At 70.3% G+C, this 20,755-nt stretch carries 23 protein-coding genes; 12 read left to right on the top strand and 11 right to left on the bottom strand.

The window, feature by feature from the left end; all coding sequences use genetic code 11:
- Window positions 1–30 precede the first annotated feature (30 nt).
- Window positions 31–2,370 carry a phosphoribosylformylglycinamidine synthase subunit PurL gene (gene purL, locus ASE56_RS04075; protein ID WP_056225263.1) on the bottom strand — a complete coding sequence of 780 codons (2,340 nt, stop codon included), beginning with the start codon at window positions 2,368–2,370 and terminating at the stop codon, window positions 31–33.
- Between the two features lie 226 nt (window positions 2,371–2,596).
- Between purL and ASE56_RS04080 the strand changes: the two genes are divergently transcribed.
- A complete protein-coding gene (locus ASE56_RS04080) occupies window positions 2,597–3,592 on the top strand; it encodes a glycerate kinase (RefSeq protein ID WP_056225266.1) in 996 nt (331 codons plus the stop codon).
- 59 nt (window positions 3,593–3,651) lie between these two features.
- On the opposite strand, the gene ASE56_RS04085 is transcribed toward ASE56_RS04080, so the two are convergent.
- Both ASE56_RS04085 and fdhD read right to left on the bottom strand, forming a co-directional pair.
- Window positions 3,652–5,973 (bottom strand): FdhF/YdeP family oxidoreductase, encoded by a 2,322-nt coding sequence (locus ASE56_RS04085; protein ID WP_056225269.1) that lies wholly within the window; start codon window positions 5,971–5,973, stop codon window positions 3,652–3,654.
- A gap of 61 nt (window positions 5,974–6,034) precedes the next feature.
- Window positions 6,035–6,913 carry a formate dehydrogenase accessory sulfurtransferase FdhD gene (fdhD, locus tag ASE56_RS04090; RefSeq protein ID WP_056225272.1) on the bottom strand — a complete coding sequence of 293 codons (879 nt, stop codon included), beginning with the start codon at window positions 6,911–6,913 and terminating at the stop codon, window positions 6,035–6,037.
- A 301-nt stretch (window positions 6,914–7,214) separates the two neighbouring features.
- On the opposite strand from fdhD, the gene ASE56_RS04095 reads away from it, so the two are divergent.
- The 7 genes from ASE56_RS04095 to ASE56_RS17805 all read left to right on the top strand — a co-directional run bounded on the left by ASE56_RS04095 (window position 7,215) and on the right by ASE56_RS17805 (window position 12,184).
- Entirely contained in the window at window positions 7,215–7,694 is a 480-nt protein-coding gene (locus tag ASE56_RS04095) for an Asp23/Gls24 family envelope stress response protein (protein ID WP_056225274.1), read from the top strand.
- Window positions 7,691–7,879, top strand: coding sequence for a DUF2273 domain-containing protein (locus tag ASE56_RS04100; RefSeq protein WP_056225276.1), 189 nt, complete (start codon window positions 7,691–7,693; stop codon window positions 7,877–7,879). Before ASE56_RS04095 ends, ASE56_RS04100 begins: the two co-directional genes overlap by 4 nt.
- Window positions 7,876–8,268: a hypothetical protein gene (locus tag ASE56_RS04105; protein ID WP_056225279.1), complete on the top strand. Its 393-nt coding sequence runs from the start codon at window positions 7,876–7,878 to the stop codon at window positions 8,266–8,268. The genes ASE56_RS04100 and ASE56_RS04105 overlap by 4 nt, the downstream gene beginning before the upstream one ends.
- Window positions 8,268–8,846, top strand: a complete 579-nt coding sequence (locus tag ASE56_RS04110) for a hypothetical protein (RefSeq protein ID WP_056225281.1) — start codon at window positions 8,268–8,270, stop codon at window positions 8,844–8,846. Before ASE56_RS04105 ends, ASE56_RS04110 begins: the two co-directional genes overlap by 1 nt.
- Window positions 8,846–9,433: a hypothetical protein gene (locus ASE56_RS04115; RefSeq protein WP_056225284.1), complete on the top strand. Its 588-nt coding sequence runs from the start codon at window positions 8,846–8,848 to the stop codon at window positions 9,431–9,433. Before ASE56_RS04110 ends, ASE56_RS04115 begins: the two co-directional genes overlap by 1 nt.
- Before the next feature lie 20 nt (window positions 9,434–9,453).
- The gene (locus tag ASE56_RS04120; RefSeq protein WP_056225287.1) at window positions 9,454–10,341 is read left to right on the top strand and encodes an Asp23/Gls24 family envelope stress response protein; all 888 of its coding nucleotides are present in this window, start codon (window positions 9,454–9,456) and stop codon (window positions 10,339–10,341) included.
- 277 nt (window positions 10,342–10,618) lie between these two features.
- Complete coding sequence (locus ASE56_RS17805) at window positions 10,619–12,184, top strand: putative Ig domain-containing protein (RefSeq protein ID WP_056225289.1); 1,566 nt, start codon at window positions 10,619–10,621, stop codon at window positions 12,182–12,184.
- 50 nt (window positions 12,185–12,234) lie between these two features.
- Here ASE56_RS17805 and ASE56_RS04130 read toward each other — a convergent pair whose 3' ends face one another.
- The 5 genes from ASE56_RS04130 to ASE56_RS04150 all read right to left on the bottom strand — a co-directional run bounded on the left by ASE56_RS04130 (window position 12,235) and on the right by ASE56_RS04150 (window position 16,564).
- Window positions 12,235–13,596, bottom strand: a complete 1,362-nt coding sequence (locus tag ASE56_RS04130) for an ABC transporter substrate-binding protein (protein WP_056225292.1) — start codon at window positions 13,594–13,596, stop codon at window positions 12,235–12,237.
- A 28-nt stretch (window positions 13,597–13,624) separates the two neighbouring features.
- Window positions 13,625–14,566 (bottom strand): carbohydrate ABC transporter permease, encoded by a 942-nt coding sequence (locus ASE56_RS04135; protein ID WP_056225295.1) that lies wholly within the window; start codon window positions 14,564–14,566, stop codon window positions 13,625–13,627.
- Window positions 14,566–15,489, bottom strand: a complete 924-nt coding sequence (locus ASE56_RS04140; protein WP_056225298.1) for a carbohydrate ABC transporter permease — start codon at window positions 15,487–15,489, stop codon at window positions 14,566–14,568. Before ASE56_RS04140 ends, ASE56_RS04135 begins: the two co-directional genes overlap by 1 nt.
- Window positions 15,490–15,801: 312 nt before the next feature.
- Window positions 15,802–16,296 (bottom strand): DUF1990 family protein, encoded by a 495-nt coding sequence (locus tag ASE56_RS04145; RefSeq protein ID WP_056225301.1) that lies wholly within the window; start codon window positions 16,294–16,296, stop codon window positions 15,802–15,804.
- A gap of 22 nt (window positions 16,297–16,318) precedes the next feature.
- Window positions 16,319–16,564 (bottom strand): hypothetical protein, encoded by a 246-nt coding sequence (locus tag ASE56_RS04150; protein ID WP_056225304.1) that lies wholly within the window; start codon window positions 16,562–16,564, stop codon window positions 16,319–16,321.
- A gap of 97 nt (window positions 16,565–16,661) precedes the next feature.
- Between ASE56_RS04150 and ASE56_RS04155 the strand changes: the two genes are divergently transcribed.
- From ASE56_RS04155 to ASE56_RS04170, 4 genes are read left to right on the top strand one after another with little or no spacing between them, the layout of a single operon-like run.
- Window positions 16,662–17,120, top strand: coding sequence for a GNAT family N-acetyltransferase (locus ASE56_RS04155; protein ID WP_056225306.1), 459 nt, complete (start codon window positions 16,662–16,664; stop codon window positions 17,118–17,120).
- A gap of 49 nt (window positions 17,121–17,169) precedes the next feature.
- Window positions 17,170–18,366 carry a gephyrin-like molybdotransferase Glp gene (gene glp, locus ASE56_RS04160; protein ID WP_056225309.1) on the top strand — a complete coding sequence of 399 codons (1,197 nt, stop codon included), beginning with the start codon at window positions 17,170–17,172 and terminating at the stop codon, window positions 18,364–18,366.
- A complete protein-coding gene (locus ASE56_RS17675; protein WP_235556925.1) occupies window positions 18,363–19,190 on the top strand; it encodes an NTP transferase domain-containing protein in 828 nt (275 codons plus the stop codon). Before glp ends, ASE56_RS17675 begins: the two co-directional genes overlap by 4 nt.
- 7 nt (window positions 19,191–19,197) lie before the next feature.
- Complete coding sequence (locus ASE56_RS04170; protein ID WP_056225311.1) at window positions 19,198–19,617, top strand: YkvA family protein; 420 nt, start codon at window positions 19,198–19,200, stop codon at window positions 19,615–19,617.
- Between the two features lie 3 nt (window positions 19,618–19,620).
- On the opposite strand, the gene ASE56_RS04175 is transcribed toward ASE56_RS04170, so the two are convergent.
- The 3 genes from ASE56_RS04175 to ASE56_RS04185 are packed head-to-tail and all read right to left on the bottom strand — an operon-like array spanning window position 19,621 to window position 20,740.
- Window positions 19,621–20,079 carry a hypothetical protein gene (locus ASE56_RS04175; RefSeq protein ID WP_056225314.1) on the bottom strand — a complete coding sequence of 153 codons (459 nt, stop codon included), beginning with the start codon at window positions 20,077–20,079 and terminating at the stop codon, window positions 19,621–19,623.
- Window positions 20,079–20,492 (bottom strand): type II toxin-antitoxin system VapC family toxin, encoded by a 414-nt coding sequence (locus ASE56_RS04180; RefSeq protein ID WP_056225317.1) that lies wholly within the window; start codon window positions 20,490–20,492, stop codon window positions 20,079–20,081. The genes ASE56_RS04175 and ASE56_RS04180 overlap by 1 nt, the downstream gene beginning before the upstream one ends.
- Window positions 20,489–20,740: a type II toxin-antitoxin system Phd/YefM family antitoxin gene (locus tag ASE56_RS04185; protein WP_056225319.1), complete on the bottom strand. Its 252-nt coding sequence runs from the start codon at window positions 20,738–20,740 to the stop codon at window positions 20,489–20,491. The genes ASE56_RS04180 and ASE56_RS04185 overlap by 4 nt, the downstream gene beginning before the upstream one ends.
- Window positions 20,741–20,755: the final 15 nt, after the last annotated feature.

The raw sequence follows: 20,755 nt of genomic DNA on the forward strand, positions 1-20,755 counted from the left end.
GGGGTGCGGTGCAGGGCCGGAGCCCGGGCCTCAGGCCACCGGCTCCGAGACGGTCGGCCCGAAGACCGCGGGCAGCGTCTCGTTCGACAGGCGGCGCAGCTCCGAGACGGGGACGGTGAAGACGTCCTGGACCTCGAGGGTGGCCTCGGTGCCGGGCTCGACGTCGGTCACGCCGATGCGCAGCACCGGGTAGCCGCGACCGTCGCAGAGTCCGCGGAACTTCACGTCTTCTTCGCGGGGCACGCTCACCAGCACGCGGCCGGTCGACTCGCTGAACAGGGCAGCCGTGGCATCCACGCCGTCGCGCTCCATGAGCTCGGTCAGCCAGACGCGCGCGCCGACGCCGAAACGCATGACGCCCTCGGCGAGAGTCTGCGCGAGACCGCCCGACGACAGGTCGTGCGCGCTCGAGACGAGCGACTGGGAGCCTGCGGCCTGGAGCAGCTCGGCGAGCTTGCGCTCCTGCGCCAGGTCGACCTTCGGCGGGCGGCCGCCGAGGTGGTCGTGGATCGTGCCGGCCCACTGCGAGCCGTCGAGCTCGTCGGCGGTGACGCCGAGCAGGTACAGGTTCTCGCCGGCGTCCTGCCATCCGCTGGGGATGCGGGCGGCGACGTCGTCGATGATGCCCAGAACGCCCACGACCGGGGTCGGGTGGATCGGCTGGTCGCCGGTCTGGTTGTAGAACGAGACGTTGCCGCCCGTGACCGGGATGCCGAGCTCGAGGCAGCCGTCGCTCAGACCCTCGACGGCCTGGCTGAACTGCCACATGACCTCGGGGTTCTCGGGGCTGCCGAAGTTGAGGCAGTCGGTGACGGCCGTGGGCACCGCTCCCGTGACGGCGACGTTGCGGTACGCCTCGGCGAGGGCGAGCTTCGCGCCGTTGTAGGGGTCGAGCTGGTTGTAGCGGCCGTTGCAGTCGGTCGCGATCGCGAAGCCGAGACCGGTCTCCTCATCGACGCGGATCATGCCGGCGTCGTCGGGGAAGCTCAGCGCCGTGTTGCCGAGCACGTAGTAGTCGTACTGGTTGGTGATCCACGAGGTGTCGGCGAGGTTGGGGCTCGCGACGAGGGTCGTGAACTGGTCGCGCAACACGTCGTTGTCGGTCGTGCGAGGCAGTGTCGTTGCGGAGTCGGCCTGAAGGGCGTCGATCCACGTGGGGTACGCGACAGGGCGCTCGTAGACGGGGCCGTCGACCGCGACGGTCGAGGGGTCGACGTCGACGATGCGCTCGCCGTACCAGTCGATGACGAGGCGGCCGTCTCCGGTGACCTCGCCGAGCACGCTGGTCTCGACGTCCCACTTGCCGACGACGGCGAGGAACGCGTCGAGCTTCTCGGGCGCGACGATCGCCATCATGCGCTCCTGCGACTCCGACATGAGGATCTCTTCGGGCGTCAGCGAGGGGTCGCGCAGCAGCACCTTCGACAGTTCGACCTTCATGCCGCTGTCGCCGTTGGCGGCGAGCTCGCTCGTGGCGCACGAGATGCCGGCGGCCCCGAGGTCTTGGATGGCCTCGACGAGGTCGTCGCGGTACAGCTCGAGGCAGCACTCGATGAGCACCTTCTCGGCGAACGGGTCGCCGACCTGCACCGCGGGGCGCTTGGTGGGTCCGCCGTCGGCGAAGGTGTCGGATGCCAGGATGCTCGCGCCGCCGATGCCGTCGCCGCCCGTGCGGGCACCGAACAGCACGACCTTGTTGCCGACGCCCGTGGCGTTGGCGAGCTTGATGTCTTCGTGGCGCATGACGCCGACCGCGAGGGCGTTGACGAGCGGGTTGCCCTGGTAGACCGCGTCGAACACGGTCTCGCCGCCGATGTTCGGCAGGCCCAGGCAGTTGCCGTAGAACGAGATGCCGCTGGTGACGCCGTGCACGACGCGCGGGGTGTCGGGGTGGTCGATCGCGCCGAAGCGCAGCTGGTCCATGACCGCGACCGGGCGCGCGCCCATCGAGATGATGTCGCGCACGATGCCGCCGACGCCGGTGGCCGCGCCCTGGAAGGGCTCGATGTAGCTGGGGTGGTTGTGCGACTCGACCTTGAAGGTCACCGCCCAGCCGTCGCCCACGTCGACGACGCCGGCGTTCTGACCCATGCCCACCATGAGGCGGGTCTTCATCTCGTCGCTGACCTTCTGGCCGAACTGACGGAGGTAGATCTTGCTCGACTTGTAGGAGCAGTGCTCGCTCCACATGACCGAGTACATCGCCAGCTCGCCGCTGGTGGGGCGGCGGCCGAGGATCTCGCGGATCTTCGCGTACTCGTCGCTCTTGAGCCCGAGGGCGCCGTACGGCTGATCCTTCTCGGGAGTGGCGATCGCGTTGTCGACGGTGTCCGCAAGAGCGGTACGGGCGGCGGGGTTCGGGGTGGTCACGCGGCTGAGCTCCAAGATCGCAGGGGCCGGACGCCAGTCAGTCTAGTTGGGAGCGCCGACATGCCCGGGGTCGACGGCAGCGTGAGGGCGCAACCTCGGTGATCCGCGGAAAGTCGGCCGGGTTCCCGGCATCCGGGCTGAGGATGTGCGGATCGCCGAGCCCGTGCGGCTGCTCGGGGCAAGATGGTCGGGGCTGCGCCGCCAGCAGCCCGCTGAGAGGACGCCCATGCGCATCGTCATCGCCCCCGACAAGTTCAAGGGCACGCTGACCGCGCGGGAGGCGGCGGATGCCATGGCCCTGGCCGTGCGCGACCGATGGCCGGGTGCCGAGATCGCGATCGTGCCGATAGCCGACGGCGGAGACGGAACGCTCGACGCCCTCGGCGGGGCCAACGTGCATGACGAGGTGACGGGACCGCTCGGCGCACCCGTGCGCGCGGCCTGGCGCCTCGACGGTCGAGCCGCCGTGATCGAGTCGGCGGCGGCATCCGGACTCGTCCTCGCCGGGGGAGCGGAGGCCAACGACCCCTGGGGTGCGACGACACGCGGCGTCGGCGAGCTCATCGGGCTCGCGCTCGACTCGGGGTCGGTCCGCATCGTGGTGGGCACCGGCGGCGTCGCCGCGACCGACGGCGGACGCGCGGCGATCGAGGCGCTCGGCGACCACGTGCCGTTCGCTCCCGGCCAGGTGACGGTGCTCACCGACACGACCACGACGTTCGTCCACGCGGCCGAGGTGTTCGGTCCGCAGAAGGGCGCCGACGTCGAGCTCGTCGAGCGCCTGACGGAGCGCCTGCGGGCGGATGCCGCGGACTGGGCCGAGCGCTTCGGGCTCGACGTCTCGGTCGTGCCGAGGTCGGGCGCCGCCGGTGGTCTCTCCGGCGCGTTGCTCGCGGCCGGCGCCGAGGTGGTCGACGGCGCGGCCTACGTCGCGCAGGCGCTCGAGCTGAGCGAGGCGCTCGCCGAGTCGGATCTGGTCCTCACCGGGGAGGGGGCGTTCGACGCCACGAGCCTTGCGGGCAAGGGGCCGGGGCACGTGCTCTCGGTCGCCGCGCGCCACCGGGTGCCGGCGGTCGTCATCGCGGGGGTCGTCGCCGCCGACGCCGTCGGCTCGCGCGTCTTCTCGATGAGCGAGATCGTCGGGGCCGAGCGCGCGCTCGCCGACGCCGCCGAAGCGTTGCGCGTCACGACGACGCAGGCTCTCTGGCAGCTCGACCTCTGAGGGGTCGCGGCCTCCGCGGGGCAGGCTCGGCTCGGCGGGGGCCTCGACTCTTCTCGGCGTCAGGCCGTCTTCGCGATGCGCACCCGGATGTCCTTCATCAGCGGCTGGTCGCTCTGACGGCTGTAGTCGTCGGGGCCGAGCAGCACGTTCAGCTCGGGGAAGTAGCCCGCGGCGCTGCCGCGCGGGGTGTCGTACTCCAGGGCGCGGAACGCCGTGACGCTGCGCACCGAGCCGTCGCGCGAAGTGGCGACGATGTCGACAAGGTCGCCCTCGGCGATGCCGCGCTGCTTCATGTCGCGCCGGTTCATAAACACGAGCTCGCGGATGTTGCGCACGCCGCGATAGCGGTCGTCGGCCGAGTAGATCGTGGTGTTCCACTGGTCATGTGAACGCATGGTCTGCAGCACGAGCACATCGGCCTCTTCGGGGATGACGTTCGGCAGCTCGGCGTGCGAGAACTCGGCTTTGCCCGACGGCGTCTGGAAGTCGCGCTCGCGCGCGGGCTGCGGGATGCGGAAGCCGTAGTGCTGGCGCACGAGCTGGTTGAAGCCCTCGAAGCCGGGCAGCACCTTGGCCATCGTGTCGCGGATGCGGTCGTAGTCGCCGACGTACCACTCCCACGGCGTCGCCGACTCGGGCATGGTGGCGCGGGCGATGCGCGCGATGATCTCGGGCTCGCTGAGCAGGTGCGGCGAGGCGGGCTTGCGCGACCCGAGCGAGAGCATGACCGAGCTCATGGCGTCTTCGGTCGAGATCGACTGGGGTCCCGACTCCTGCTCGTCGCGCTCGGTGCGGCCGAGGCACGGCAGGATCAGCGCCTGCTTGCCGTGGGTGAGGTGGCTGCGGTTGAGCTTGGTGCTCACGTGCACCGTCAGCTCGCACCGGCCCATGCCCTCGGCGGTGAGCGTGGTGTCGGGAGCGGCCCGCACGAAGTTGCCGCCCATGCCGAGGAAGACCTTGAGGTCGCCGCGGTGCAGCGCCGCCACCGTGTGCACGGTGTCGAGGCCGGGCTCGCGGGGCGAGGTGATGCCGCAGACCTCGTCGAGCTTGGCGAGCCAGTCCTCGGTGGGCTTGTGGTTGATGCCGCAGGTGCGGTTTCCCTGCACGTTGCTGTGGCCGCGCACGGGCGAGGGGCCGGTGCCCTTGCGCCCGACGTTTCCGCGCAGCAACAGCAGGTTGACGATCTCGCGCACGGTGTCGACGCCGTGTTGGTGCTGGCTGACGCCGAGGCACCAGCTGATGACGCAGCGTTCCGAGGCGAGGTACACCGCCGCGGCTCCGCGGATCTCGGCCTCGGTCAGTCCCGCCTGCTCGACAAGCTCGGCCCACGTCGTCGCCTCGACCATCGCGCGGTACTCGTCGAGTCCGCTGGTGTACTGGTCGAGGAACGCCTGATCGATCGCGGTGGGGTCGGTCGCCGAGGCTTCGAAGACCACCTTGGCCATGCCGCGGACGAGGGCGAGGTCGCCGCCGGGGCGCACCTGCAGGTTCATCGTGCTGGTCGGGGTGGAGTGGAAGGTCGCCATGTCGACGATCTCGTGCGGCACGATCGTGCGGGTGCCGGCGACCTCTCGCAGCGGGTTCACGTGCACGACCTGGGCGCCGCGGTCGATCGCCTCGGCGAGGCTGGTGAGCATGCGCGGCGCGTTCGAAGCCGCGTTGACGCCGAGAATGAACAGCGCGTCGGCGTTCTCCCAGTCCTCGAGGTCGGCGGTGCCCTTGCCGGTGGCGAGGGATGCCGTGAGTCCACGGCCCGAGCCCTCGTGGCACATGTTCGAGCAGTCGGGGAGGTTGTTGGTCCCGAGCTCGCGCGCGAACAGCTGGTAGAGGAACGACGCCTCGTTGCTGAGGCGGCCCGAGGTGTAGAAGGCGGCCTGGTCGGGGGAGTCGAGCGCGGTGAGGTGCTGCGCGATCGTGCGGAACGCGTCGTTCCACGAGATCGGCACGTAGTGGTCGGTCTCGGCGTCGTAGACCATCGGACCGACGAGTCGACCGGCGTCCTCGAGCTCGAAGTCGCTCCATCGCGACAGCTCGGTCACCGAGTGCTCGGCGAAGAACTCCTTGCCGACCCTCTTGTGCGTCATCTCCCACGTGACGTGCTTGATGCCGTTCTCGCAGATGTCGAGGGTGACGCCCTTGTCGTCGGGCCAGGCGCACCCGGGGCAGTCGAAACCGCTCTTCGGGTGGTTCATCGTGAACATCGCTCTGGTGCCGGCGACCGGCTGGCGCTGCTGGTAGAGCACCTTGCCGACGGTGAGGGCGGCGCCCCAGCCGGCGGCGGGGTGCTCGTAGGGGCCGGTGCTCGACCACTCGCCCTCGACCTGTGGGCCGAGGCCTCCCTGGCGCGGTTCCTCGGTCATCAGCCCGAACGATTCACCCATGTTCACCCTCCGTGGATTGCGGCGCAGGGGTGGTTGCATCCACTCGCCCTGCACTCGGTCGTCAGCGTACGCTCGCGAGATCGGTCGTCGCGGGGGTTGTGGACGGCGCGATGATGCGATCCGTCCGCGTGTACAGGTTCATGCTGTTGCCCCGCACGAAGGCGGCGAGGGTGAGACCCGCCCGCTCGGCGAGCTCGATCGCGAGCGATGAGGGCGCCGACACGGCGGAGAGCATCGGGATGCCGGCCATCACGGCCTTCTGCACGAGTTCGAAGCTCACGCGGCCCGACACCTGCAGCACGGTGCCGCGCAGGGGCAGGCGGTCATTCAGCAGTGCCCAGCCGACGACCTTGTCGACGGCGTTGTGCCGGCCGACGTCTTCGCGGGCGACGAGAAGATCGCCGCTGGCGACATCGAACAGCGCGGCGCCGTGCAGACCGCCGGTCTTGTCGAAAGTCTTCTGCTGCTCGCGCAGACGATCGGGGTAGGCAGCGACGTCCTGGGCGGGGATCCGGATGCCGTCGGAGGCGACGTCGTAGCTCGACACCTTCTCGACCGCGTCGATCGACGCCGTTCCGCACACTCCGCACGAGCTCGTCGTGTAAAAGGAACGCGCGATGTCGGGGGAGGGGAGTTCCACGCCGGGTGCGAGCGTGAGGTCGAGCACGTTGTAGGTGTTGCCGTCGGCTCCGCCCGTTCCGGGACCGCCGCAGTGGATCGCCCGGGCGAACTCGTCGCCGCGACTGATGACGCCCTCCGACACGAGGAAGCCGGCCGCCAGCTCGACGTCGTGCCCGGGGGTGCGCATCGTCACAGACAGGGGCGTACCGGCGACGCGGATTTCGAGCGGTTCTTCGACGGCCACGGCATCCGGCCGCTGTCTGTTCACGCCGTCGAGGGTGAGGCGCGTCACGCGACGCGACGCGGTCAGGCGGCCCATGTCAGGACCGAATCCGAGAGCTGGAGGGGGACATGGGTCGAGCGTACGCCGGGCCTCCGACACCGCGGCGCGCTCTTCCGCGACGAAATGACCGAACGAGGGGATGCCGAGACCCGGTCGCCATGGGAACGTGCACAGTCCCGAAATCCTGCGGTTTCCGGCCATTCGCATTCATGCGAATACAGATCCGCAGAAGTTTTTCAAGTCCGACGTGACGATTCCCCCACCCGGTACGTCTTAGTCATGTAGGCCGAAGCGCCCACCCCGGATACCCGGGTCCAGACATTCGAAAGGCACGGACATGGCTGAGAACGCCCCCACCACCCCCGCTGCGCAGAACGTCCCCCAGGCGGCGTCGCGCGTGAACCGTCCCCTCGCCGGTCGCGGTCAGGAAGCCCACACCGAGGGCAAGACCACGATCGCCGAAGGCGTCGTCGCGAAGGTCGCCGGCATCGCGGCCCGCGAGGTCAACGGCGTCTACGCCCTCGGCGGCGGCGGAGCCCGCGCCCTCGGCGCCATCCGCGACGCCATCAACGCCACCGACCTGACGCAGGGCGTCAAGGTCGAGGTCGGCGAGACCCAGGCCGCCGCCGACGTCACCATCGTCGTCGAGTACGGCGCCCCCATCCAGGAGGTCGCCGACCAGGTCCGCGCCCGCGTGGCCGGTGCCATCAACCGTCTCGTCGGCCTCGAGGTCGTCGAGGTCAACGTCGACGTGAACGACGTCCACATCCCGGGCGACGAGAACAACGACGCCGAGTCCGAGAAGCGCGTCCAGTGAGCGCCACCACGAAGGGCGCCCTGGTTGGCCTCGTCCTGGCCCTCAGCGCCCTGATCTTCGGTTTCTGGGGATTCATCCTCGTCGCCCTCTTCATGGCGATCGGCGTGGTCGTCGCCCGCATCACGGCGGGTGAACTCGACTTCGGCAACATCGTCAACGCCTTCAAGGGTCGGAGCACATCGTGACCACCGTCACCGCTTCCCCCGGGGTCGGCAACCGCACCACGGTTGCCGGCCCCGGCCTCCCCGCCGGCCGGGTGACCATCTCGGACCGCGTGCTGCAGAAGACGGCCGAGCGGGCCGCCGCCGACATCATCGGAGTGGACGCCAAGAGCGTCCGCGTCGAGATCGTCTCGGCCCGTCAGACCGCCGCCGTGCGTGTGACGACTGCGTTCCCCGTCCCCCGCCTCGACGACACCGAGGCCGTGCGCGCCGCGACTCCCGTGCTGGAGGCCGCGCGCGTCGCCCAGACCGAGCTGCGCTCGCGTCTGACCCGTCTCTTCGGCCGCGAGATCTCGCGCGTCGACCTCACCATCTCGGGCGCCACCGCCCCTCAGCGAAAGCGAGTGCTGTGATGACTGACACCGTGCTCCGCACCGTCGTGCGTCGCGAGACCCACTCGCCCCGCACCGTGGCCATGCTCGTCGTGGTCGTGCTGCTGCTGCTCGCCCTCGCCTACGCCGCGGTCGAGATCATCCTGGACCTGTCCGGAGCCCAGCCGCTGCTGGTCGCCCCCGGCGAGGCCCTCAACGCCGTCGTCGCGGCGCCCACCGCTCTCATGCCGGTCGCCTTCATCGTCGGCGGGGTCGTGCTCGCCATCGTCGGGCTCATCGTCCTGGTCCTGTCCCTCAAGCCCGGCCGCCTCTCGCGCCACGAGATGTCGTGGGGGGAGCGGGCCGTCGTCGTGGACAACGGCGTCGTGGCATCCGCCCTCGCCCAGCACCTCAGCAACGAGTCGGGGATCGCTCGGGAGGACATCGTCGTGGGCGTCGCCCACCGCTCCGTCGACGTGACGGTGCGGCCCCCGGTCGGCATCCCCGTCGACGAGGCGCAGCTGCGCCGCATCGTCGATGAGGAAGTCACCTCGTACAAGCTCTCGCCCGCCGTGCGCACCCACCTGGGCGTACAGCGTCCCGACACCAAGGAGTCCTGATGAACGCGACGCGACGCGGTCTGAACCGCTTCCTCCTCTTCCTGGTGGCCGTGGTGCTGCTGGGCCTGGGAGCCCTTGCGCTCGCCGTGGGTCTGCTCCCGGGCGGGACCGACACCTGGACCTCCGTCATGGGCGGCTTCCAGGGCTGGCTCGAGTCGCTGGGCCGTGAGTCCGCCGGCTGGGGCGCCGTCGCGGCCATCGTGGTCCTGGCGATCATCCTGATCCTGATCGCCTCGGCCGCCGTGCGCGGGCGCCGCCAGGCTCCGCTGCAGTCGACCGGCAGCGCGAACGACGAAGGACGCATCACCGTCACCGACGGGTTCGCGTCCGAAGCCCTCAAGAACGCCCTGGGCGAGCGCGACGAGATCCTCTCGTCCCGCGTCAGCGCCGGCGAGGTCGGCAAGGAGTCGGTCCTGCACGTGGCCGTCACCCCGCGCCAGAACACCTCTCCCCGCGACGTCGCCGAGCACGTCGACACGCTGGTCACCAACCTTGCCGCTCTCACGGGCCAGAACCTGCGCGCCTACATCTCCATCCACTCGGGTCTGCGCGCGAAGCTCGCACGCGACAACACCCGCGTCCACTGACACCCCCACGAGGAGACGTGATGTCCACCATCGATGCGACCATCGACCCGCCCGACCTCGACGCCGCGGCGACCCTGGCGGCGACCGCCGCCGGCTCGGTCCCGGGCGTCCACGCGCTCGGCAGCCTGATCGGACGGGCGTCGGATGCCGTGCGCGAGCGCGTCGGTCTCGCAAGCACCGCTCCGGGCGTGAAGATCGACACCGATCGGGCCGACGCGGTCACCGCGACCATCTCGCTCGTCGTCGACTACCCGCACAAACTGCGCGAGGTGTCGGACGAGGTCCGCCGGGCCGTTCGTACCGCGCTCGAGCCGCTGGGCCGCGGTCGGGTCGACGTCGACGTGGTGGTGACGGGCGTGTTCGGACCGTTCGACCGCGACGTCGTGGCCGAGGCCGAAGAGCGGGCGGATGCCGTCGCCGCCCGCGCATCCGAGGTGGCCGACGATGCGAAGGCCAAGGCGAAGGACGTCGCGGACCGGGCGTCGGCCGTGGCCGACGACGCGAAGTCCCGGGCCTCGGAGGTGGCCGATGATGTGCGGTCGCGGTCGAAGGACCTCGCGGCCAGCGCCTCGGAGACGATCGACACCGCCGTCTCCAAGACGAAGGATGTCGCCGCCGGCGCAGCGGCTGCGGTGGACGAGACCGTTCGTCAGGCACGCGAGCGCGTGGTCGCGGCCGACGCGGAGTCCGACATCGACGCCGCGGATCGCGTGACCGAGGGCCTCGAGCCCGAGCGGTCCGCGCCGGCTGCGGGTGACCGCGGGGACGTGAGCGACGTCGTCGCCGAGGCGCTCGAAGACGCCGCGATCGACATCGCGATCGCCGCCGACGAGGTGCGCGCCGACGACAGTACCCCGGCGACCGACAGCGTGCAGTCGGTCGTGGAGGACGAGCGCCCCCGCGCCTGAACCGCGAGTACCGAGAGGGCGCCCCGGCTTCGACCGGGGCGCCCTCTCGCGTGCCACGGCACACGCACCCCACCCGACACGTCCCGGACACGTCACCGGAAGTTGTCGCTCAGGCAGGTATCCCACCCCGAGAAGCGACATGCCTGCATGATGGGCAGCATTTCCCTTCGGTGCCCGTGAGCCGGAGTCGATCACGCGATAAGAAAGCAATGCCAGCGGCCGCGTCCGCTCTCGGTGATCCCTCCGCGCTGCGGTCCTTCCTGTGAATCGAGAGCTCATGAAGCGTTTGGCCACGACGGTGTCCGTCAGTGCTCTGGCCGTCGGCCTGATCGCGTCCGGCGTCGCCGTCGGCGCGTCGCCCGCGGCGGCCGCGGGCTGCACCACGACCCCCACGACGTGGGTCGACCTACAGGACGCTTTCGCGAACGCCCCCCTGGCGGGGGCGGTGATCTGCCTCGGGGCCGACATCACGAGCCCCGCGTCACCGACGGTCAACCTGTCTCTCAATCAGCCCGTCGGGTCGAACGTGATCTTCGACCTGAACGGTCACTCTCTGACCAGCGTGCTCAACCCCGGAGGCCCCAGTTCTCCCGACGCGGGCATCGACGTCAGTGCGGGCAAGACGCTCACCATCGAGGCCACGGGCGGGGGCGCCCTCACGATCAGCGGGGGAGCGCTGTCGGCCGCGATCGGCGCTCACAACGGGGACGACCTCGGGACGATCATCATCAACGGCGGCACGATCAACGTCTCCACCGTGTGGGACGGCGCGGGAATCGGGGGTGCGAACCTCTCGAATGCCGGAGGCGGGTCGATCACCATCAACGGGGGAGACATCACCGCCACGGCGTACGACTGCGGCCCCGGCATCGGAGCCGGCGAGTACAACACCGTCGCGGCGGACATCACGATCACCGGAGGCACCGTCACCGCCCACGGCTCATGCGGGAGCCCGGGAATCGGTGGCGCGGCCGGCGCATCCGGCGGCAACATCACCATCACCGGCGGTGTCATCACCGCAACCGCGACGCAAGGCGCCGGCATCGGGGGTGTCCTCGACAGTCCCGGCGCGAACATCACGATGTCGGGGGGCGAACTGACCGCATCCACCGCCGCCAGCGGGGGTTTCAACGGCGCGGCGCTCGGATCGGGATACACCCCCGGAAACGGGCCGTTGCGCGCACCCGGATCCCTCACCCTGATCGGCGCGGGTGTGCCGACCGCGACGTCGGGTACCAGCCCCCGGGCCTCGTCACCGACGGCGACGGTACTGCCGGGCCCGCCCGGTGTGGTCTTCACGCAGACGACGCAAGACGGCACGGCCATGCAGCCGGCGATGACGCACATCGTGTTCGCGCGCCTGGTGCCCCCGCAGATCACGACCCCGGCACTCGCGGGCGGCACGGTGAATCAACCGTACGCGCAGACGGTGCAGGCAACGGGTACGGGTCCTCTGGCGTTCGCCGTGGCGGGCGGAACCCTCCCGCCCGGGCTGACTCTCGACCCCGTCAGTGGGGTCATCTCGGGTCAGCCGACGCAGTCGGGCACGTTCACGGTCATCGTCGAGGCCACCGGTCCCGGCGGCACGGACTCGCGTCCCTACACGATCGCGATCCCCGCCGCGCCGGCCCCCACGTCGTCGCCGAGCCCCACGTCGAGCACGACGCCGCCGTCATCGGCGACGCCCGCCTCAGCGCCGGCACGGGCGGCGTCCACGGGCCCGAAGCGGCTCGCCGTCACGGGGGTCGACAGCACCCCGGTCATCGTCGCGGGAATCGTGGGGGCGGTTCTTCTGCTCGCCGGGGCGGTCGCCCTGGTCGCTCGCCGGCGTCGCCGCAGCTGATCCCGACGGTCGAGGGGCGCCCGCGCATCTCTGCGGGCACCCCTCGACGGTCAGTTCGCCGTGGCGTTGTCGTACGCGCGCTGCGCGGCCTGCTGCGCGTCGGCCAAGGCCTGCTCGGTCGTCTTGTCGCCGAGCAGCACAGCGGTGATGGCGTTGTTCAGCTCGTTCTGGATGTCCTGCCCCGCCGGAGACGAGCCGAACGACTTCCCGCTCTCGACGACGTCGTAGTAGGTCGAGATGACCTGGTCGAAGCCGGCGTCGCCGGTCGGCTCGACGAATCGGTCGCGGATCATCGTGTCGGCCTCGGGTGAGCCGGTGAACAGGCCGGTGTTGAGCCCGCCTTTGCCCGAGATGGTCTCCGCGCGTGCGGTCCCGGCCGCCATCCACGCGTCCGTCGACGTGAGGTCGGTCATCCAGGCGCACGCCGCGGCGGGGTTCTTCGCACCGGCGGGGATCACGAACGCGGTCCCCGAGGCGAGAGAGAACGGCTTCCCGTCGGCATCCCGGAACGGGACCGCCTCCAGCGAGATCCGGTCGCGGTAGGCGCCGAGCACGTTGGGGTACCACTGGTTCGCGACCTGCGCGCCGACCTGGTTCTGCACGAACTGGTTGGCGTCGCCGAAGGTGTCGAACGAGTCGGTGAAGCTCTTCACGGCGGCGTAGCCGCCCTGGGCATCGGTGATCTGCTTGAGCGCGTCGATACCCGCGGCGTTGGCCGGGTCGTCGAGGGTGGGCTTCCCGTCGGCGTCGGTCAGCTGTCCGCCCATGCCGAGCACCCAGAGGCCGCCCTGTCCGGTGGCGACCGGGTCGAGGCCGAGTCGCGTGGGGTTGCTGCCCGACGCCTGGTAGATCTTGCTGATCGCGGCCAGGAGGCCGTCCATGTCGGAGGTGTCGAACTGCTCGGGCGTCACGCCGGCCTCGTTCAGCACGTTCATGTTCAGCAGGATCGCGGGCGGCTGGTAGAACTGCGAGACCGCGTAGACGGCATCCTCATACGTGACGTCGTCGACGACGTTCTGGTACCAGCGCTCGGTCGGATCCACGCCCTTCGCCTCGAAGCATGCGTTCAGCGGCATGATCAATCCCTGAGCGGCATACGTTGTGACGTAGCGGCGATCCATCTGGACGACGTCGGGCACGTCGCCGCTGGCGATGCGCGTGGTGAACTTCTGGGCGTCGAAGGCCGTGGCATCCAGGGTCACCTCGACATCGGGCAGTTGTTCGGCGGCATAGTCGAGACGGGATTGCCCGACGTCGTCGGCGTTCTCGAAGCCCCAGGCGGCGAGGGTGCCGCTCGGTGCGGCGGAGAAGTCGGCGCCGGCGGCGGGATCGTCGCCGCTCCCGCTGCAGGAGGTGAGAAGGAGCGCGGATGCCGCGACCGCGGCGACACCGGCGAGGGAGCGCTTGCGCATGATGGGGTCCTTTCGAGACGGGGGGATCTCAGCCCTTACGGCCTTGGGTGGCGACGCCCTCGACGAAATACCGCTGGCCGAAGGCGAAGATGATGAGCATCGGGAGGGTCACCAGAAGAGAGGCGACCATCACGTACTGGTAGTCGCCCTGTCCGCCCGCGCTGGGGCTGTATTTCGTCATCGCGTACGCGATGCCCAGCGGCGCGGTGAACTCCTCGACGCTGCCCGCGTTCAGGTAGATGAGCGCTGCTTGGAGGTTGTTCCAACTCGCCTGGAACTCGAAGAGGAACACGATGATGAACGACGGGATCGACAACGGCATGGCGATCCGCCAGAAGAGGCCCCACGCGCTGCACCCGTCGAGTCGTGCCGCCTCGAAGAGCTCGCGCGGGACGCCGAGGAAGAATTGCCGCTGCAGGAAGATGTAGAAGGCCGAGCCGAAGAGGTTCATGCCCCACAGCGGCACCCACGTGCCGAGCAGCCCGGTCTCTTTCCAGATGAGGTAGATCGGGATCATCGTCACGGCGCCCGGCAGCATCATCGTCGCGAGCACGAGACCGAACAGCAGCCCTCGGCCGGGGAAGCGGAAGTACGCGAAGCCGAAGGCGACGATCGAACTCATGACGGCGACGGTGGTCGCGGCGAGCAAGGCGATCGCCACGCTGTTGAACATCCAGCTCAGCAAAGGCAGCTGGTTCCACACCTCGACGTAGTTGCCGGGGAGAAAGGTCTTCGGAATGAGGGCGTTGTCGAACACCTCGCCGCGCGGCTTGAGGCTCGCAGCGAGCAGCCACGCGAAGGGGTAGAGGAACAGCAACGCGAACAGCACGAGCACGCCGGCGAGGATGACCCGGCCGGCGAGCGTCTTCGGCTGCTTCAGTGCCCGGCGCCACCGGGACGGCCGGGCGGCGGAGGCCGCGAGCTCGGGGCGGGCCTGGGCGACGCCCGGGGTCTGCAGGGTGTTCGTCATCAGCGGTCCCCCTCGTAGTAGACGAAGCGGTTGCCGAGGCGCACCTGCACGAGGGTGATGAGCAGGATGATCACGAACAGCAGCCACGCCATCGCGGCGGCGAACCCGAAGTTGAACTGCCGGAACGCCTGCTGGAAGAGGTAGATGGCATAGAAGAGGGATGCCTCTGGCGAGGCGTTGCTCTGATCGCGCCAGAACAGCAGATACGCCTGATCGAAGACCTGGAACGCCGCGATCGTCAGCACGATGACGTTGAAGAACATCGCGCCCGAGATCATCGGCAGGGTGATGGAGAAGAAGCGGCGGACGGGACCTGCTCCGTCGATCTGCGCGACCTCGTAAAGGTCGACGGGCACGTTCTTGATCGCGGCGAGGAAGATCACCATCGTGCCGCTGACCGTCCACAGCGCCATGATCACGATGCTCGGCTTGACCCATGCGGGATCGACGAGCCACTGCGGACCCTGGACGCCGATGGCCCCGAGCGCCTGGTTGACCGCTCCGGAATTGCCGTTCAGCAGCAGGAAGAACACCGCCGCGGTCGCCACGGCGGGCGTCATCTTGGGCAGGTAGTACAGGGTGCGGAAGACGCCGGCGCCCCGGCCGACCCGGCTGAGCAGCAGCGCGAGGATCAGGGCGAAGGCGATCTCGAGCGGAACGGCCATGACCGCGTAGAACAGGGTGTTCCCGAGCGAGACGGCGACGCGCGGGTCCTCGAAGAGCTGCGCATAGTTCGAGGTGCCGACCGGCCGGGCGGCGCCCGTTGCCAGGTTGTAGCTCGAGAACGAGATGACGAGGCTGTAGATCATCGCCCCGGCGGTGAAGATCAGGAACCCGAGGACCCAGGGCGAGATGAACAGGTAGCCGGCGAGGGCCTCACGGCGGTTGTATTTCACCTTCTGCCGCGGGACGCGGCGTTTCATGGAGGGTGGATCGGTGGTGTCGTCGTCTCTTGGCCGGGCGGGGGAGAGCGTCACCGGAAGAACCGGTCGGGGGCGGTGGTCTCGATGCTCATGGGGGTCTCCTCTCGCGTGCGCCTTCGTCGTCGAGAAGCGCTTCGCCAGGGTCGAGAAGGGGGGAGAAGGGGTCCAGGGCGTTGCCAAGCGCGCGCGAACGTGGGATAAGCCGCGTCCCCCGGCACGAGGACACCCGCCTCGCGCGAGATCACGGGGAAGGATCGGCTCGGACCGCGTGACATCGCACGATCCTGTGCGCGCGCGCAAGGGTGGGCCGGCTCAGCGCCCGTCGAGTGCGCGGAGGTACCGCCGCGTCATCCAGGACTGCATCCGCCGGCCGACGGGAGCACCGAGACGCGTGAACCAGCGCCCGGGCGAGGAGAACGCGGCGATGTCGAACACCACCTCACCAGATGGCGTGAGGGTCAGGGTGAACCGCTCTTCCCCGCGCTCGGGGTGCCCGGGCAGGGTGCCATAGGCGAAACCCGCGAGGGTCTCGGTGCGGTCGGCCCACACGACGAGGCACGGAATGCGGAAGCTCAGGATGCCGATACCCAGGCGCATCGTCACGCGCGTGCCCGCGCGCATCGGGGTGTCGGACAGGTCGATCCGCGCACCGGCGCGGCGCTGCGCTTCTCCCGCGAGCAGGGCATCGGCTGCCCTGGCGAAGTCCTCGGGGCCCCGACCGATCACGCGGCGGGCGCGCACGTGGTGGTAGCCCGCGGGCATCTGCCCGGCGGTCGCGCCGACCTCGTCGTACGTCAGCTCGCCCATGGCCTCACGCTATCGGGGGCCGTCAGTGCGGCGGGTGGGTCTTGCGGATCCCGACGATCAGCTCCCGGTGAGCAGGGTGCAGGTAGAGGGCGGTCGGGCTCTCGAAGTGGCACGCCGGGTGGATTGCCGACGTGAATCTCACCTCGACGTGAGGCCTCTCGCTCAAGACTTTGTCCACGGCTCTGGCGACGTACGTTTTCATCACGTTCTCGTGCTCCTCCACACAACCGACGCGGGAAAACTCGGGATCGACAACGAGGGTACCCATTCGAGTGAATGAGATGAAGGGGTCTCGGGGGCTTCCTCCTGCGCGGCCCGCACGCGAGGTGCGAGGCGGCGTCGGAGGGGGATGCGAGGATGACGCGATGATCGACTTCCGCGAAGCTGGCCTCGACGACATCGACGCGATGGTCGAGGTGCAGAACGCCATCCACCGCGCGGGCCTGCGGTCATGGCCGGTCGACGCCGCTCTCGTCGAGGAACGATACTTCGACGCGGAGCACTCCGTCGCGTGCACCGTCGCCGTGCGAGACGGCGTGGTCGTCGGCTTCCAGTCGCTCAAGCGGGCGTGGCCCGGCAACCCGTACGGGGTCGAAGAGGGGTGGGGCATCATCGGCACGCACATCCACCCCGATCTCGGGCGCAGCGGCATCGGGCGGAGCCTCTTCGCGCGATCGGTCGCCGCGGCGCACGCCACGGGGCTGCGGCACATCGATGCCACGATCGGCGCCGACAGCGAGCCCGCCCTGGCCTACTACCGGGCGATGGGCTTCGTCCCCTACCGGGAGACGGACGGCGCGATCCCGCACCGCTACGACCTCTGACGCGCGCTTACGCTGAGGGGATGGTGTCGACAGTCCCCGGTCCGCTCGCGTGATCGACGTCGCCGAGCACCTCGCCGCGATCCTCGAGACGGTCGTGCCGCTCGAGCCCGGGCCGCGTGACGTCGCGGCCGCGCGCGGCCGGGTGCTGCGCGTCGCCGTGCACGCCGCTGTCGACGTGCCGGGGTTCGATTGCTCCGCGATGGACGGCTTCGCCGTGCGTGCAGACGACGTCACGGGCGTGCCGACGACCCTGCGCGTGGTCGCCGACCTGCCAGCAGGCGCCGACCTCGACCCGCCGATCGCGGCCGGCGAGGCGGCTCGCATCATGACCGGAGCTCCCGTGCCCACGCACGCGACCGCCGTGGTGCCGTTCGAAGACACCGCCGACGGGCTCGCGGGCGGACTCGGTCCGGTGACGGTGCTCACGGTGCCCCGCGGACCCGGCGCGCATATCCGTCGTCGCGGGTCCGACGTGCGGGAGGGGGCCCTCGTCGTCGCCGCCGGTGTGCGGCTCACCGCCGGTCGGGTCGGTGCGATCGCGGCATCCGGGGTCGGGACCGTCTCGGTCGCTCGCGCCGCACGGATCGCCATCGTGTCGACGGGATCCGAGCTGCGACCGGCGGGAACACCGCTGCGACGCGGGCAGATTCCCGAGTCGAACAGTCTGCTGCTCGCCGGCCTCGCCGAAGAGGCGGGGGCCGAGGTCGTCTTGCGCACCAGTGTCGACGACAGCGGCGACGGCCCGCGCCGGGCGATCGCCGCCGCCGAAGCCGCGGGCGCCGACGTCGTCGTGTTCTCGGGCGGGGTGAGCGCGGGCGCCTACGAGGTCGTCAAGAACACCCTCGGCGATCTCATGCGGTTCGAGCCCGTGCGCATGCAGCCGGGCAAGCCGCAGGGCTTCGGTCGTTCCGAGGCGGGGACGCTGCTGTTCGGGCTGCCGGGCAACCCGGTGAGCGCGGCGGTGTCGTTCGAGCTCTTCGTGCGTCCCGCCCTGCGCGCGCTCGAGGGTGATCGTGAACTCGACCGCTCCCGTGCCGTCGTGCCGTTCGCCGCCGAGTGGCGCGCGCGGCCCGAGCGGGCGCAGTACGTGCCCGTTCGGATCGACCGGTCAGACCCGGCGTTCCCGGTGGCCGAGCCTGTCGAACGCGGTACGCGCGGCTTCGGAGAGGCGAACGGCCTCGCCGTGATCCCCCCGGGGACGCGCGCGACCGGCGCGGGAGATCCCGTCGAGGTGCTGCTGTGGTGAGCGTGGACGCGATCCTGCTCGCCGGTGGACGCGCCTCGCGCGTCGACGGGGCGACGAAGCCGTTGTTCGAGGTGCACGGAATCACCCTGCTGGACGCGGCGATCGGGGCCGTGCGCTCCCGTGGTGCGCAACGGATCGTCGTGGCCGCACCCGCGCTCGCCGACGACCTCGACGTCGAGTGGGTGCGCGAAGACCCGCCCTTCGGTGGACCGGTCGCGGCCATCGTCGCCGCCCTGACCCGCGTACGCGCCGACGAGGTCTTCGTGCTCGCGTGCGACCTGCCGACCGCTCGCGCTGCGGTCGGTCTCTTGCCCGACGAACTGGCCCCGGACATCGACGGCGCCTGCCTGGACGATGGCCGCCGACAGTGGCTCATCGGTCGCTACCGTGCCGCGGCGCTGCGGGAAGCGGCATCCGGCCTCCCCGAGAAGGGGCGCGACGCCTCGATGCGCGCGTTGCTGGGCGGACTGCGCATCGCCGCGATCGCCGCGGACGCGTCCCTGACGCGCGACATCGACACGTGGGACGATCTCCGGGTAGCCCGAGGAGGAGCCATGACCGATTCCCGCACCCTGCCGCCCGAGGCGCTGAACGACTGGAGCGCCGCGCTCGCGGAGCGCTTCGGCCTGGCCGAGGGTGACATCCCCATCTCGTTGATCCTCGACCTCGCGCGCGACGTCGCGAACGGGGTGGCCCGGCCGGCCGCGCCGCTCAGCGCCTTCGTCGCGGGGCTGGTCGCCGGTCGCGCCGGCGTCTCACCCGCCGACACCGAAGCCGCGGTCGCCGCGGTCGTCGAGATGGCCCGCGGGTGGAAGAACGACTGAGCGGGCCATGCCCGAGTGGTTGATCGTCGCCCTGGGCGTCGTGGCGGGCTTCGTGCTCGTGTGGGGGGCGCTCATCGCCGTGCTGTGGTGGCAGCAACGGCGCTCGGGTGGCGACGTCGACTGGCGGGCCGTGCTGCGCCTGGCGCCCGATGTGATCCGCCTGGTGCGCCGCCTCGCCGTCGATCCGGCCGTGCCGCGGGCGACGCGGTGGTGGCTGATCGGGTTACTCGCCTACCTGCTCTCGCCGATCGACCTCGTGCCCGACTTCCTGCCGGTGATCGGCTACGCCGACGACGCGATCGTGGTCGCGATCGCGCTGCACTTCGCCATCCGTCATGCCGGGATGCCGGCCATCGAGCGCCACTGGCCGGGAACGCCCGAGGGGTTGAGCAGCGTCCTCACGCTCGTCGGCGCGGCGAAGGACTGAATGTCAGCCGAAGACCCCCGACAGCACCACCGTGCGCGTCTGCGGGTCGATGGCGACCGTCGCGCCGTGACCGCCCGACGAGAACAGGTCGTCGAGCTCCGGGCTTCCTTCGAACGGACCGGTCGGGAGCTTCGGCGCGAGATCGTCGACGAGGGTGGGCGGATCGACCTTCACGAGGTCCGCGGTGGACCGGTAGACGTCGATCTCGGACTCCGGCATGACCGCGATCACGTCGACCCAGTACGTCGAGGGGCCGACATCGCGCGAGCCGAGCGTGCCGCCCATCCACTCGACCGACTCGGCGGACGCGAGCTGCGGGTATCTCTCGGCGAGGGGGGCGAGGTCGGTGCGGAGGCGCCCGTCGCTATGCTTCGCCGCGGTCTGCGGCTCGGGCGCGGGGGCGGAGCAGGCGGAGAGCGAGACGCAGAGGGCGGCGATGACGAGGGCTGCGGTGCGGCGCATCAGGCGACCCGGGCCGCATCGGGATCGTTGAGAATGTCGACGGCGAGACCGCCGGATGCGACCGCCAAGCGCGAGTCGTTGGTCCACAGCGAACGGCATCCGGCCTGGCGGGCGATCGCGAGGTGGAGGGCATCGGCCGTCTGCAGCCCGCTGTATCGAGCACGCAACAGCGCGGCATCGAGGAACGCATCGGGGTCGGCCGGGAGCAGCTCGAAGGCATCGAAGGCGCTCCACATGGTCAGCTGCGCCTCGGCATCGGCGGCCCGCATCGGCTTCACCAACGCCTCCATCATGACCAGGGGGCTCGTTGCGAGGGGCTCGTCGGCGCGAGCGAGGGTGGCGCGTGTGCGTTCACCGATCTCGTCGTCGCGTTCGACCGCGTAGATCACCAGGCAACTGTCGATGTAGATCACGCCCCGGCTGCTCGGTTCTCGGCGATGATCGCTTCGATCTCGTTCACCGGGCGGGCGCGCTCGGGACTCAGGGGATGCTCCTCGAGCCACTGCGCGAAAGCGTTGCCTGCGCGCCGGGGCACGTAATCGATCGGCACGATCTTCGCGACCGGGACACCTCGCCGAGCGATCGTCACCTCGGCGCCCGACTCGACGTCGGCGATCAGCTTCGAGAGGCTGTTCCGCGCCTCCAGGACGTTGTACATCATGCCGTGCAACCTAGC

The sequence above is a fragment of the Microbacterium sp. Leaf203 genome (genome assembly GCF_001421275.1).
Lineage (GTDB): Bacteria > Actinomycetota > Actinomycetes > Actinomycetales > Microbacteriaceae > Microbacterium > Microbacterium testaceum_A.